The organism is Rhizobium sp. 01L419 (assembly GCF_056400025.1).
In genome coordinates this window covers 152,566-166,752 of the sequence record NZ_JBFTSM010000003.1, presented here as the reverse complement: position 1 = coordinate 166,752, position 14,187 = coordinate 152,566, and the positions used below count along the sequence as shown (strand labels likewise).

At 61.1% G+C, this 14,187-nt stretch carries 13 protein-coding genes; 3 read left to right on the top strand and 10 right to left on the bottom strand.

Annotation, left to right across the window (positions count from 1 at the left end):
- Positions 1-36 precede the first annotated feature (36 nt).
- On the bottom strand, positions 37-945 hold the full coding sequence (gene osmF / locus AC1DUP_RS07785; RefSeq protein WP_115035769.1) for a glycine betaine ABC transporter substrate-binding protein OsmF: 909 nt from the start codon (positions 943-945) through the stop codon (positions 37-39).
- Between the two features lie 430 nt (positions 946-1,375).
- Between osmF and AC1DUP_RS07780 the strand changes: the two genes are divergently transcribed.
- Complete coding sequence (locus AC1DUP_RS07780) at positions 1,376-2,590, top strand: LysR family transcriptional regulator (protein WP_477832351.1); 1,215 nt, start codon at positions 1,376-1,378, stop codon at positions 2,588-2,590.
- Between the two features lie 77 nt (positions 2,591-2,667).
- Here AC1DUP_RS07780 and AC1DUP_RS07775 read toward each other — a convergent pair whose 3' ends face one another.
- Together AC1DUP_RS07775 and AC1DUP_RS07770 are read right to left on the bottom strand one after the other, a co-directional pair.
- Positions 2,668-3,540, bottom strand: coding sequence for an NmrA family NAD(P)-binding protein (locus AC1DUP_RS07775; protein ID WP_477832350.1), 873 nt, complete (start codon positions 3,538-3,540; stop codon positions 2,668-2,670).
- Between the two features lie 44 nt (positions 3,541-3,584).
- The gene (locus AC1DUP_RS07770) at positions 3,585-4,007 is read right to left on the bottom strand and encodes a DoxX family protein (protein ID WP_477832349.1); all 423 of its coding nucleotides are present in this window, start codon (positions 4,005-4,007) and stop codon (positions 3,585-3,587) included.
- 119 nt (positions 4,008-4,126) lie between these two features.
- Here AC1DUP_RS07770 and AC1DUP_RS07765 point away from each other — a divergent pair, with 119 nt between their 5' ends.
- On the top strand, positions 4,127-5,074 hold the full coding sequence (locus AC1DUP_RS07765) for a LysR family transcriptional regulator (RefSeq protein ID WP_477832348.1): 948 nt from the start codon (positions 4,127-4,129) through the stop codon (positions 5,072-5,074).
- A gap of 381 nt (positions 5,075-5,455) precedes the next feature.
- Positions 5,456-6,178: a copper homeostasis protein CutC gene (locus AC1DUP_RS07760; RefSeq protein WP_477832347.1), complete on the top strand. Its 723-nt coding sequence runs from the start codon at positions 5,456-5,458 to the stop codon at positions 6,176-6,178.
- Here AC1DUP_RS07760 and AC1DUP_RS07755 read toward each other — a convergent pair.
- From AC1DUP_RS07755 to AC1DUP_RS07725, 7 genes are all read right to left on the bottom strand, one after another.
- Positions 6,175-7,194, bottom strand: a complete 1,020-nt coding sequence (locus tag AC1DUP_RS07755) for a zinc-binding alcohol dehydrogenase family protein (RefSeq protein ID WP_477832346.1) — start codon at positions 7,192-7,194, stop codon at positions 6,175-6,177. The two genes, AC1DUP_RS07760 and AC1DUP_RS07755, sit on opposite strands and share 4 nt — an antisense overlap.
- A gap of 65 nt (positions 7,195-7,259) precedes the next feature.
- A complete protein-coding gene (locus AC1DUP_RS07750; RefSeq protein WP_113298434.1) occupies positions 7,260-8,234 on the bottom strand; it encodes an ABC transporter permease in 975 nt (324 codons plus the stop codon).
- Between the two features lie 27 nt (positions 8,235-8,261).
- On the bottom strand, positions 8,262-9,815 hold the full coding sequence (locus tag AC1DUP_RS07745) for a sugar ABC transporter ATP-binding protein (protein WP_477832345.1): 1,554 nt from the start codon (positions 9,813-9,815) through the stop codon (positions 8,262-8,264).
- A 103-nt stretch (positions 9,816-9,918) separates the two neighbouring features.
- Positions 9,919-10,908, bottom strand: coding sequence for a substrate-binding domain-containing protein (locus AC1DUP_RS07740; protein WP_477832344.1), 990 nt, complete (start codon positions 10,906-10,908; stop codon positions 9,919-9,921).
- 211 nt (positions 10,909-11,119) lie between these two features.
- Positions 11,120-11,566 carry an RbsD/FucU domain-containing protein gene (locus AC1DUP_RS07735; protein WP_113298437.1) on the bottom strand — a complete coding sequence of 149 codons (447 nt, stop codon included), beginning with the start codon at positions 11,564-11,566 and terminating at the stop codon, positions 11,120-11,122.
- A 9-nt stretch (positions 11,567-11,575) separates the two neighbouring features.
- The gene (locus AC1DUP_RS07730; protein ID WP_477832343.1) at positions 11,576-12,595 is read right to left on the bottom strand and encodes an aldo/keto reductase; all 1,020 of its coding nucleotides are present in this window, start codon (positions 12,593-12,595) and stop codon (positions 11,576-11,578) included.
- Positions 12,596-12,636: 41 nt separating this feature from the next.
- Positions 12,637-14,139 carry a UxaA family hydrolase gene (locus AC1DUP_RS07725; protein WP_477832342.1) on the bottom strand — a complete coding sequence of 501 codons (1,503 nt, stop codon included), beginning with the start codon at positions 14,137-14,139 and terminating at the stop codon, positions 12,637-12,639.
- Positions 14,140-14,187 lie beyond the last annotated feature (48 nt).

The window sequence follows — 14,187 nt, the reverse complement described above, 5'->3', positions numbered from 1 at the left end:
GTGCCCCGCCCGAATGCCGGGCGGGGCAGCAGGCAATTACTTCAGGAAGCCTTTTTCCTTCAGATAGGCTTCGGCTACGGACTTCGCCGGCTCGCCGTCGACCTGGATCTTGGCATTGAGCTTGCGCAACTCGTCAGCTGTCAGGCTCTGGAAGATCGGAGTGAGGATTTCCTGGATCTTCGGGTTCGCCTGCAGCACGGCTTCGCGGATGATCGGGGTCGGTGCATAGACCTGCTGCACGCTCTTGTCGTCTTCGAGAACCGTCAGTTCGGCAGCTTCGATCGCGCCATCGGTGCCGTAGACCATGGCGGTGTTGACGCCGTTGGTCTGGTCAGCCGCAGCCTTGATCGTTGCCGCCGTATCGCCACCCGAAAGCACGACTTCCTGATCCGGCTTCAGGGTGAAGCCGTAAGTCGTCTGGAAGGCAGGCAGGGCGCCCGCGGAGTTTACGAATTCGGCGGAGGCTGCGAGCTTGGCGGCACCGCCACCCGAAACCCACTTGCCGAAATCGGACATGGTCTTGAGGTTATTCGGACCGGCGACGTCGCTGCGCACGGCAAGCGCCCAGGTGTTGTTGGCAGGTGAAGGCGTCAGCCAGACGATCTTGTTGGCATCGTAATCGAGCTTCTTGGCTGCTTGGTAGCCCTGTTCGAGGTTCTTCCAGGCTGCGTCATCGGCCTTGTTGAAGAAAAAGCCGGCATTGCCGGTATATTCCGGATAGATATCGATTTCGCCCGCAGTGATCGCCTTGCGCACGACCGGGGTTGCGCCAAGTGCGATGCGGTCCTTCGTCTTGATGCCGTTGGCTTCCAGCGCGAGCACGATGACGTTGCCGAGCAGCGTGCCTTCGGTGTCGATCTTCGACGAAACGACGACGTCTGCGGCGTGCGCCGCGCCGGCCGCAAAGGCGGAAAGCGTGACGGCAAGTGCGAATTTCCTAAGCATGATTATCCCCTTGGTTGAACACCGTTAAACGTCGCGAAAGCCCCGAACGCGAAGCCTGCGCGCATAAAACCAGCCGGCATGGTCAGCTCGGGCCATCATGCCGGAAATACGTGCGTCATGGAAATAGTGTGCATGCCCGAAAAATCGATGCCCGAAAATCGAAGCAGCCCCTCCAGTATTCGCTCTCGCGGCGCGATTATGGCGGCGAATGCAGACCGTTGCGCGGAATTGCATTCCCTTTTCCACGGCCGGCGCGATTTGTTTTTATCCCCTTGCGTGTTTCCACGGTGTTCCGGTGCTTTTGATCGGTTCTGCCGCCGCCCGGATTTCTTGATTGGTTGAACGATAGCCCGCACCTCTGTGGACAGGGATATCTTTTTTCACGAACACGTCATATCCTCCGCCTTTTCAGTAGCTTCCGGAGAAGGCCATGCATCTCGGCGCTCTTTTCATCGCAAGCCAGGTCCTGTCATCAGGCTCCATGCGCGAGACTGCCCGTCGCTTCAACCTCTCCGTCTCGACCGTATCGTCCGCCGTCGATAATCTGGAAACGGAGCTTGCCCTGAAACTCGTTGAACGTTCTTCGGGAGAACTGGTCATTCTGCTTGCCGGCGGCAGGGTGCAGGAGGGATTGGCGCCGATCCTCGATGCAACGGCGCAGCTCGGCGAAATGCTTGGCCACAATGACCCGGAGGCTTATGGACAATGGGCTGCCCGCATCCCCGTAAAGCCGGCTACGATGGAGCGCTACCTGGAGGTTGCGGATCAGGGTAGCATCAATCGCGCCGCACGCCGCCTTCGCCTTGGTCAGCCGCAGCTGTCATTGCAGATTGCCAATCTTGAGAAATTCTTTGGCTGCCGCCTCTTCGAGCGCCAGGCGCAGGGGTCGGCGCTTACGGAAGAAGGCAGGCATGCCTACACGCTGTTTTCCACGATCAGTCTCGCCTGGAACGAACTGAAATCGTCTGCCGATGAGCGTTATCAGCGCACGGCCCGCTCGCTGCGCATCGGCTCCATCATTCCCACCGGATCGGAAAGCTGGGTTGCTCGCTGCCTCGGCGCACTCGTTGCGCAATGGAATGCCGGCCGCAACAAGAATGCCCTGTCGCTGGTCTCGATGACCGCCGATGATCTGCGTGAAGCGCTGAAATCCGGGCGCATCGATGTCGCGATCCTCGATTCCGTCTTCGGCCTCGAAAGCTTTCGTCATCGCGAATTGCTGCGCACGGATATGGTGGCCATCGCCCCGCCCGACAGCATGGAAGCGACGGCGGCCGACCTTGTCGCCAGTCATCCGATCTGCACGCCGAGCCCGCGCACCGGCATCGGCCATGCCGCCATGACCTTCGGCTACGACCGCACCCTGCATCGTCGTTTGCGCGACCGCGATATTACCGCTGCGGATTCACTGCCCGTCATCGTCGATCTCGTCGCCAATCACGGCTACGTCTCCTTTCTCGGCCGCGTCAGCGCCATGCCGATCGCCGACCGGGTGCGCATCGTCGAACTCGCCGAGCCGATGCCCATGTCCTATCACGTGGCCTTCAATCACCGGAAAGCCGCGGCTGACGCTTGCGACCTGCTGATCGCGACCGCGGCAAAAATTGTCCCGGCACCTGTCGCGCAAGACGTCGCCTTGGCTTAAACAGGCTGCGGCGGGCCGGGAACGATGAAGATGGGCACTATGTCTACGCAGTAGCTACCTCAGCCCAGTGGCGAGACTTATGCCTTGGCGGCGTTCTGTGCGGTCTCGAATACTTCTCGTGCGGACGTCGTACCCGCTACGTGCTCCGTATCCTCGGCTCCGAGGTCCATCCATCCTGCGTTCACGGCCTCAAACATTTCTTCGGCGGGCCCGGTGTGGCCCTTCGGGATGCCGAACTGCTCGAACGCTTCCGCCCACCCCGCACGCGGAACCGCAAAGGCTTTCACGTCGAGATTCAGGACTTCACCCAATTGCTCTGCGACTTCATCCGCGCTGACCATCGAACCAAGCTCGATGACGCGATGCCCTGGCCAAGCTGGCCCGGTCAAAAGGGTTGCGACCTCCGCGCCGATGTCGTTCGTCGCGACCATGGTCGATTTCCGGTTTGTCGGATTGTAGTAGACCGGTAGCATTCCACCTTGGGCGACGCGCAAGCCGTAAAGAAAATTTTCGAAAAATCCGCCTGCGCGCACAAATGCGATTGGGGATGTCAGATCGCGAAAACCTTGCTCCAGAAGCGACAAGGCCGTGATCATCCCGAGCCCGCTGGTCCTGTTCGCACCCATCGACGAAAGCGCAACCACTCGCGGCGGCGCTGCCTTGGTGAGCGCCTCGACATAGTTTGCAATCACGCCCTTTGCTTCTTTGTAATCGGGCGAGGGCGCCCAGACAGCCGGCAACATGACAAACGCGCCCTCGACGCCTTTGAGCGCTTGCTCGATGGCTGCCGAATCATTCCAATCGCCGTCTACCAGTTCCACGCCCTGGTTCGCCCAGTTAGCCGCCTTCTCGCGATTGCGGACCAGCGCACGTACCTCCCTGCCGTGCGCCAACAGATGTTTTGCCGCTGGGCCGCCCACTTTTCCCGTGATTCCCATTACTAAAAACATACATTTTCTCCTGATCTTGAAGGACAGAGCACTGTCCTGTTTGTTCAACGGATGAGCGGCAGAATGGCCCGGATATGGGGATCGCGCAGGTAGAGGCCGCCCCATGTCATCGCGCCCAGAAGCAGGGAAATGAGTTCCGGCGGCGACCCCAACTCACCGATGCGGACATGGGCGCAGATGGCGCCTCCCAGAAAGCCCGTCACCAGGATCGCGCCGAGGACGGCGGTGGCCGGGATGGCGTATAGGATGGCGCAGACGAGTATGATCGGACCCACGACACGGGTCAGGTCCATCGCGAACCCAGTTTCCTGCAACATGCTCGCGATCTGTGCCGGCGCGAAAAGCTGAATAGTGCCGTCTGCCACCAGAGCGATAGCGACAATCGCGCTCATTGTCCGGCCGGCCCATAGCGCGCGATGCGAGGTCATAGTTTCAGGCACCTGATGTAAGTCCACAGTTTCGGACATTTGTCATTCTCCGATGGGGGGATCCAATATTCGGAAGTTACTGTGTCTCTCACGTATGATAAACACCGAGGAAATAAACTCACTGTTCTCTCTGTGGCGAACAATACCAAGGCACGAAAATGCAGAATCTCGAACCCATCCTCATTTTCGTAACGGTAGCGGAAATGGGGAGCTTCACCCACGCAGCCGATAGCCTGGCCATTCAAAAGGGAAGGGCCTCAACGGCGGTCCGGAAGCTGGAAGAAGATGTCGGTGTCAGGCTCCTGCACCGGACGACGCGCAGCGTGCAGTTGACGGAGGACGGACGCGCATTTCATGCCCGTGCCCGCGACCTGCTTGCTGAAGTCGATGACCTTCACTCGATGTTCGCAGGCGATCGCGTGGCACTTCGCGGGCGTTTACGGGTCGATCTTCCGACCGAGGTGGCGCGCACAACGATCGTGCCGGCCTTGCCGGATTTCATGGCGACTCACCCCGAGTTGGAGTTGGAGGTGTCGAGTACGGATCGGCAAGTCGATCTGGTTCAAGAGGGGTTCGACTGTGTATTGCGACTTGGACCCATAAGGGACGAAACGCTGATTGCCCGCCCACTGGGCCTGTTGCGCATGGTCAACGCTGCCAGTCCCGCCTATCTGGCGCGCTATGGCGTCCCTCGATCGCTAGAAGATCTCCAGAGTCAGGAACATCGGACAATTCATTTTTCGACGATTCTGGGCGCAAAACCCTATGGATGGGAATATCCTGACGGCGACAGCTACGCGACGCTCCAGTTGCCAGGTGCGCTACACGTCAACAGCGCGCAGACCTACGATGCCGCTGCCCTCGCCGGCCTTGGCCTGATTCAGGCGCCACTCTTGGGGATTGGCCAATACTTAAAGAGTGGAGCGCTGGTGGAAATTCTCCCCGATTTTCGTCGCCGGGCGATCGCCGTGTCCCTCGTCGTAGCACATCGGCGCAATCTGTCGCGCCGAGTCCGCGCATTCATGACTTGGATCGAAGATGTGCTGACGCCGTATCTGGAATCGCGAGGCGAACATCTTCATCCGCCCTCGAAATCAACATTCTGAAGTTATGTCTGCCGGTCGGCGGCCCGGCGGTCCAACAGAATGCAACACTGAAACCGGCGACTTTTGAAGTCCGACATGAGATATCCTCAAACTTTTCAGCCTTCTGTCTCCCCAGCGCCGTGCCAATGCAACAGAACCATTCCGTATCAGGTTCGGACATATCCGGGGCCGCACGTCGATCTCCGTAAGGCAGCAAATGAGTAATCGGAACGAATGGCCGCTTGCGGGACGGCACATTTTGCCCGGGAACGGCGAGGATGAGGCGCATTGCTGCCGAAACCGTCCGTCAGCAAGCGCATAGAGAACGCCGATTTTACGATCCAGCCACCCTCGGCACGCTATACTACGCTAGAATGGTGGCGGAACGAGAGGGATTCGAATATGACGGTCTTGCTGGAAGTATGCGTCGATAGCGCTCAGGGCCTGGCGGCCGCAATCGAGGGCGGTGCTGGGCGTATCGAGCTCTGCTCGGCTCTGGAGCTTGGCGGGCTGACCCCGCTGCCGAGCCTGATGCGAATTGCCGCCGAAGCGCCGATCCCCGTCTATGCAATGATCCGCCCGCACGCCGGCCCCTTCATCTTCGATGCGACGGATGAAAAGGCGATGCTTGCCGATATCGATGCCGTCAGGGCCGCAGGCCTCGCCGGCGTCGTCATCGGCGCCAACCGACTGGACGGCACGCTCGACATGCCGCTTATCCATCGCCTCAAGGCCCACGCTGCCGGCCTCGGCTCGACGCTGCACCGCGCCTTCGATCTCGTGCCCGATCCGGATGCGGCGCTCGAACAGGCAGTCGAACTCGGCTGCGAGCGCATCCTTACCTCCGGCTGCGTACCGAAGGCGATGGACGGGCTCGAAACGCTGAAACGCATTTCCGCCAGGGCCGCCGGCCGTATCTCCATCATGCCGGGCAGCGGCGTGCGCCCGGCCAATGTCGTCGAGATCCTGCGGGCAACGGGTGCGCACGAGGTTCATGGCTCCTGCAGCTCTGCCGTTGCCAGCGCCGATCCGCGCGCCGTCGCCTTCGGCTTCGATGTGCCGACATCGAACCGGACGGATGTAGATGTCGTCAGGCAGATGCGTGCGGCAATCGACGCCGCTTAGTCCGCAACCTTGATCACGGCCTTGATGAGGCCGCTCTTTTCATGCGCCCAACGGGCAAGATCGCGTGGCGCATCGGCAAGCGTCGTGCGGTGCGTGATCAATTTGTCGACCGGCACGAGCCCCTTGGCGATTGAATCGGCGACATGCTCGAAGTCGACGCGCGTTGCGTTGCGGCTGCCGATGACCATCATTTCGCGCTTGTGGAATTCCGGATCGGAAAAGAGGATATCGTCCTTCACGACGCTGACCAGCACCAGCGCGCCGCCGTGAGCGACGAAGCTGAAGGCTTTCTGCATCGACGGCCCGTAACCCGTCGCATCGAAGACGACATCGAAACCGTCGCCATCCGTCTTGGCCTTCACGGCATCGAGGGTGCCGTCACTGGCGACGATGCCGGATGTGAAACCGAAGCGCTCCGATGCCATCTGCAACCGTTCAGCGCTCGTATCGAGCAGCGTCACCTCATGACCGGCGATGCGCGAAAAGATTGCCGCGCCGAGGCCGATCGGGCCTGCGCCGATAACGAGCGAGCGGGAACCGGCTGATGCCATGGACCGGCGCACGGCATGCGCTCCGATCGCCAGGAATTCGGTGGTCGCCGCGGCCTCCAGGCTGAGGCCCTTGGCGGCATAGAGATTACCCGCCGGGACCACGATCTCCTCGCAGAAGGCGCCGTCCGTATGCACGCCGAGAACCTTGATGTTGGTGCAGCAATTCGGCTTGCCCTGGCGGCACGCAACACAGCTTCCGCAAGAGAGGTAAGGGTTGACGATAACGGGCGTACCGACCGCCATCGCTACCCCATCGCCGGCCTCCAGCACGGTCGCGGATATTTCATGACCCATGACGCGCGGATATTCGAGAAAGGGGTGCTTGCCTTCGAAAATATGATAGTCCGTGCCGCAGATGCCGACATGGCTGACGGCAAGCCGTACCCAGCCGGTAACAGGCCTTTCGGGAGAGGGACGCTCGACGAGATCGAGGACGCCGGGTTCGCGGCAGAGCACTGCTTTCATGATGGTTCTCGCATGGCTGAAATGAAGAAAGCCGGCCTTTGGGCCGGCTTCGTTTCTCGTTTCGCTCAGCCTGTCCGGCGCCGGCGAAGCTGGTCGAAGTAGACGATGACGATGATCAGCAGGCCGGTGATGATGCGCTGCCAGAACGAGTTGACGTTCAACAGGTTGGCGCCGTTGTTGATGGTCGCCAGAATGAACGCGCCGATCAGCGGACCATGCACGGAACCGACCGCACCGAAGAGCGACGTGCCGCCGATGACCGAAGAGGCGATCGCCTGCAGTTCCCAGCCGTCGGCCTGCGTGGCGTTGCCGATCGCGATACGCGAGGCGAGCAGCACGCCGACGAAGGCCGCAAACGAAGCCGACAGGATATAGGCCAGGTAAATCATCCCCTTTACGTTGACGCCGGAAAGGCGCGCGGCTTCCGCATTCGAACCGACCGCGAAGAGATAGCGGCCCCAGCGGCTCAGATGCAGGAAGACGAAGGAGGGGATCGCCACCAGGATGACCATCCAGAACAGGCTTGGCACGCCAAGGAAATCGGCGCGGGCGAAGTTGCTGAAACCCTCGTCGGTGATGCTGATCGTCGAGCCGTTGGTGATCAGCAGGCCGATGCCGCGCAGCGACGTCAGGGTCGCCAGCGTGATGATGAAGGGGGGCAGGCCCATATGCACGATGCCGAAGCCATGGAAAGAGCCGATCGCGACGCCGATTGCCAGCGTCAGCAGGATCGCCGCCCAGAGCGGGACGCCCGCCTGTAAGAGCCAGGCGATGATAACAGTGCAGAAGCCGACGATTGCGCCGACAGAAAGGTCGATGCCAGCGGTGATGATGACGAAGGTCTGGCCGAGCGCCAGGATCGCCGTCATCGAGCCTTGGCGCAACAGGTTGGAGATATTGAGCGGCGTCCAGAAGCTGGCCGTAGAGAAGCCGAGCACGACCCAGAGGAAGATCAGCAAGCCGATCAGCGTCAGGCCGAACAGGATGTTCATCTTCCGGCGCGGCGGCGGCGCGACGATTTCGGTGGGGGTGACAGTCATGAATTTTCTCCCTCTTATTCTTCTGGCTCAGACGCCGATCGCTTCGCTGAGCACTTCTTCATGCGTCGCCGCGTGGAAATCATGGCTTGCAACGAGCTTGCCGCTGCGGAAGACGTGCAGCCGGTCAGCCAGTTCGTAGACCTCAGGCAGGTAGGAAGAGATCAGGATGATGCCTGCCCCCTCCTTCAGAAGCTTGGCGAAGAGCCGGTAGATTTCCGCCTTGGTGCCGACGTCGACGCCGACGGTCGGCTCGTCGAAAATGAAAAGCCGGGCGCCGTGGCTCAGCCACTTGCCGATGACGATCTTCTGCTGGTTGCCGCCAGACATGCTCGAGGCCGGAACGCGCCGGCTCGGCGTCTTGATGCTGAGATCGCGGATCTGCTTGTCGGCATTCGTCGATTCGCGCGAGTGATTGATGACCGGGCCCTGGCTGAGGCGTCCGAACACCGGCAGGTTGATGTTGAGGCCGATCGGCAGGTTGAGGCAGAGCCCCTGGTCGCGCCGGCTTTCTGGCGCCAGCGCAATGCCGAGCTCCATCGCAGTCCGTTCGTTCCTGATATCGACGCGCTTGCCCATCCAGTGGATATCGCCCGCACTTGTCGGCTGGCGCCCGTAGAGCCCGAGCGCAAATTCGCTGCGCCCGGCGCCGATCAGGCCATAGAGCCCGACGATCTGTCCTGCCTTGACGCTCAGCGACACGTCTTCGAAGCCCGGGCCGGTAAGACCTCTGACGTCGAGGATCGTCTCGCCGATCGGAATCTCTTCCTTATGGTAGATCTGCTCGATCGAGCGATTGATCATCAGCGCGATCAGCTCGGCGTCATTGGTTTCGCCGATGAGGCGCGTGCCGACATGCGTGCCGTCGCGCAGCACCGAGACACGGTCGGCAAGCTCGAAAACTTCCTCCATGCGGTGGCTGATATAGACGATGGTGACGCCTTCGCCCTGCAGGCGGCGGATCAGCTTGAAGAGCTGTGCGGATTCCTGGCGGGTGAGATAGGCGGTCGGCTCGTCGAAGATCAGGAACTGCGTGCCGCGCATGGCCGCGCGCGCGGTGGCGACGAGCTGCTGCTGACCGATCGTCAGCGAACTCAGCAGCGCACCGGCAGGCAGGCCGAAGCCGAGATCGTCGAGAACGGCCTGCGCCATCTTCTCCATCTGCTTCTTGCGCATGATGCCGAAGCGGTTGACCTCGTCGCCGAGGAAGAGATTGGCCGCAACGCTCAGGTGCCGGCAGAGCACGACTTCCTGGTGGACGGCGTTGATGCCGCGGGCGATCGCCTCGTTCGGCGTCGACAGCCCCACAGGATGGCCGCACCACAGCACTTCGCCGGCCGTGCGCGTGATGACGCCGGTGAGCAATTTGATAAGGGTGGATTTGCCGGCGCCGTTTTCGCCGACGATGGCGTGGATTTCGCCTGCAAGGAAGGTCAGCGTCGCAGGCTTCAGCGCCTGCACGTGACCGTAATTCTTCTGCAGGCCTTTCAGTTCGAGGATAGGCGATCCGGCGGGAATTCGATTGGCTTCTTTCAGCGTCGCGCTGTCATCGTGGCGATGACTGATCTCTTCCAGTCCGACCATGGACCTCTCCTCCTCTTGTCACGTCTGCTCCATCCCTGATGAACAATACCATGGATGAGAAAGGCCGCGCCGGCTTTTGAAGCCGGCGCGGCCCACCTGTCATTTACTTGATCTTCGGGTTCAGGAGCGCGTCGATCTTCGGATCGGCCATATTCGCCTTGGTGACGAGGTTGGCACCGGTGTCGACGTTCTGCTCGACCTTCTCGCCCTTGGAGACGGCAAGAGCGGTCTTCACGCCGTCATAACCCATGCGATAGGGGTCCTGAACGACGAGGCCGGCGATCGCACCGTCCTTGAGGAAGCCGACCGTCTTGTCGTCGCTGTCGAAGCCGATGACCTTGATCTTGTCGCCGAGCTTGTTTTCGGCGATCGCCTGGCCCACGCCCTGCGCCATGATGAGGTTCGAGGCGAAGACGCCGACGAGGTTCGGGTTGGCCGTGATCAGGTCGGTCATCATGTTGAGGCCGGTCGTTGCCTGGCCGTCGCCGTACTTGTCGGCAATCACCTTCAGGCCGGGATGCTTGGTCTTGACCTGATCCAGGAAGCCTTCGCGGCGCTGTTCCAGCGAGCCGACGCCGGGAAGGTTGGTCAGGATGACGACTTCGCCCTCTTCCTTGCCGGTGGCGCCCTTGATGGCGGCGGCGAGACCGTCAGCAGCGATACGGCCGCCCTGGACGTTGTCGGTCGTCAGGAACGACTTGAATGCCTTGGAGTCCGCACCAGAGTCGATGCCGATGATCGGAACCGACTTGGCGGCTTCATCGATCGGCTTGCCGAGCGCCTTGAACTCGGTCGGGGAGATGACGACGGCAGCCGGCTTGCCGGCAACGGCGTTCTCGAGAATGCTGATCTGGCCGTTGATGTCGGATTCGGCCTGAGCGCCGAGCTCCGGCACGTTGACGCCGAGATCCTTGCCGGCCTTGCGGGCGCCTGCCAGAACGATCTGCCAGTAGAAGGACGTCGTGTCCTTGACGATGATCGGGATCGTCACCTCGGCCGCAAAGGACGTGGCCGGCATCGCCGTTGCAATGACAGCGGCGCCTGCAAGTGCCGTAAAGGCGCGGCGAGACAGAATGGATTTCACGATGCTCATAAGGGTTCTCCTCTCAGGGTGCGTTCTCCTCCAATGAAACCGGACCGCTGAACGCAGGCGGACGATTTTTATCGATAAAAAACATTTACGATGTGAAGCTAGCCGAGGCGAAAGCAAATTGCAAGTGTGCCGATTTCGCTTTTTTGCCCGCTAAATTGTCTGCCAAGCAATTGTTTTCATTTCAAATACATAAGGACCTAAAATAAGGTCTTCAGTCGAATTGCACCTCGTGAGGATGCACCACGCCCTTCTTCAAAATCAGGTTGCCGTAGAGCCGGAACTCGGTGGTCGCGACGATATAGGCAGCCTTGCGTGCCATCTCGTAGAAGGCGAAGCGTTCGACGGAGGCGATGGAAAAATCGCCGGCGCGACGGGTGACGATCTCCTGGAATTCGGCGCAAACCTCCGGCACCGCCTTGGGGTCGCCAACCACCTCCATCCGCCATGCCGATTGCGGCACGAACGTATCGAGAGGCATATGCATGAGGATCGCCTCGGCCATGGCTGTCGCGCTGACGCCATCGGCCCGGATGACGTCGGGGCCCATGCTGCTCGATGGGAAATTGGCGTCGGCGATGACGATATCGTCGCCATGCCCCATGCTCTTCAGCGCATAGAGCAGATCGGGGCCAAGAAGCGGATGAATACCTTTAAGCATGGTGTCTCCTCAGACGCGGACAGCTTCTTCACCGAGCGGCGCAGCCACCAGCGTATGGGGCTCGAACTCGGGATAGATATCGTCGGGAAGCCGTGGTTCGAAATTTTCCATATTGCGCACGAGGCTCGAAGGCTTCGCCGTGCCGATCAGCACCGAGGAGACGACCGGATCGCGCAACGGGAACTGCAGGGCAGGGGCGGCAAGCGGCAGGCCGTGGCGCTTGGCCACCTCTTCCATCGCGCCCACCTTGCCCAGCACCTCTTCGGACGCCGGCATGTAGTCGAAATGCGAGCCCGGCACCGGGCCGGTTGCGAGAATGCCGGAATTGAAGACACCGCCGACGACCAGCGACGTGCCCTTCTCCCGGCAAAGCGGGATGAGCTCGGCAACGGCCGACCGGTCGAGCAGCGTGTAGCGGCCGGCCATCAGAATGGCGTCGATATCGGCGTTGCGCATCACGTCGAGGCAGACGGGCACTTCGTTGACGCCGAGGCCGAACGCCTTGATCGCGCCTGAGGACTTCAGCTGTTCCAGCGCCTTGATACCGCTGTCGAGAAAACTCTTCAGATACACGGCATTCCTGGCGGCACCGTGCGTATAGGCGCCGATGTCGTGGACGTAGAGGATGTCGATGCGGTTGAGGCCAAGGCGCGCATAGCTGAAATCGACCGACCGCATGATGCCGTCATAGGAATAGTCGTAATCGGCATCGAAGGAGAGCGGATCGACATAGCTATAGTCGGGAACGGTGCCCGTCGGTACCGGGCGCAAGAGGCGACCGACCTTCGTCGACAGCACATAATCGTTTTCCGGCTTGCCGCGCAGAAAATCGCCGACATGCCGTTCGCCGAGGCCAAGGCCATACCATGGCGCCACGTCGTAATAGCGGATGCCATGGTTCCACGCCGTATCAAGCGTTTCCATCGCCTGCTCGCGCGGGCAGGCGCGATAAAGGCCGCCCAGCGCTGCCGCACCGAAACTGATTTCGGTGACCTCCAGCGCCGTCTTGCCGATCCTCCTCGTCTTCATCATTCCTCCTTGTGAAGACCCGAAATTTTTATAGGGATTATTTAGAGTGTGGCACCGAGATGCCACGGAACAAATTCGTTATCGCCATAACCGAAGATTTCACTTTTTGTTTTCTGGCCGGAGGCCGTGTCGACGATCAGATCGAAGATCTCGCGGCCCTTGCCGCTGATCGTCGCATCGCCCGTAACGATCGTGCCGCAATCGATATCCATGTCCTCTTCCATCGAGGTGAAGAGCGCCGAATTGCTGGCGAGCTTCAGCGAAGGCGCGGGACGACAGCCGAAGCAGCTGCCGCGGCCGGTCGTGAATGCGATCATGTTCGCGCCGCCGGCAACCTGGCCGGTGGCAGACACAGGATCGTAGCCGGGCGTATCCATGAAGACGAGACCGGGTGCGGTGACGCGTTCGGCATAACCATAGACGGCGGTCAGCGGCGAGCGTCCGCCCTTGGCGACGGCGCCGAGCGACTTTTCGAGAATGGTCGTCAGGCCGCCGCGCTTGTTGCCGGGCGACGGATTGTTGTCGAGCGAGGCGCCGTGCAGGGCGACATAGGCCTCCCACCAGACGATCTTCTCATCGAGCTTCCTGGCGACATCGTCGCTGACGGCGCGGCTGCGCAGCAGATGTTCCGCACCGTAGATTTCGGAGGTTTCCGAAAGGATCGCCGTGCCGCCGGCTGCCGCCAGCAGGTCAGCGGCAACACCGAGCGCCGGATTGGCGGAAATCCCTGAAAAACCGTCGGAGCCGCCACACTGCAGGCCGATGATGATCTCACTGACCGACATCGGAACACGCTTTTCGCGGCCGACATCGGCGGCGATCTCGCGCAGCACACCCATGGCGCGCTCGACCGCGCGGCGGGAGCCGCCGGCATCCTGGATATTGAAATGCCGCTTGGAGGCGCCGGCACCGCTCTGGCCGTAAAGCGTCAGCTGGTTGACCTCGCAACCGAGGCCGATCATCAGCACGCCGCCGAAATTCACATGGCGCGTATAACCGGCAAGCGTGCGGTGCAGCACGTTCATGCCGTCGCCGGTCGAGCTCATGCCGCAGCCCTGGTCGTGAACGATCGGCACGAAGCCGTCGATGCCGTCATAATGCGGCAGAATGGTGCGGTTGGCCTCGTCGGCGATCGCCCGGCAGACCGTGGTGGAACAGTTCACGCTGGCGATGATGCCGATATAGTTGCGCGTCGCCGCCCGCCCGTCGGCCCGGCGGTAACCCATGAAGGTGCGCGTTTTGTCGTCAGCGCTCGCTTCTTCGGGAGCGGAGTTGGCCGTTGCGGCAAGACGGTCGTTTTCGAAATGCAGATTGTGGCTGTGAACGTGGTCGCCGGCTTTTACATCCGCCGTCGTGCGGCCGATCGCCTGGCCGTATTTGACCACCGGCATGCCCTGCGGAATGTCCGCTATGGCGACCTTGTGGCCGGGGTCGATCTTCTGCCGGGTTACCACACCCGCAACATCAGATCCCTCAGCGATTTGTGCCGTTGCGACCGCGACATTGTCACCGGTCGACAGGATGATCCAAGGCTGTCTGTCCAATCTCTTCTCCCTGACGAAACGCTCGCTACATCGGCGCCTGCTGCATCA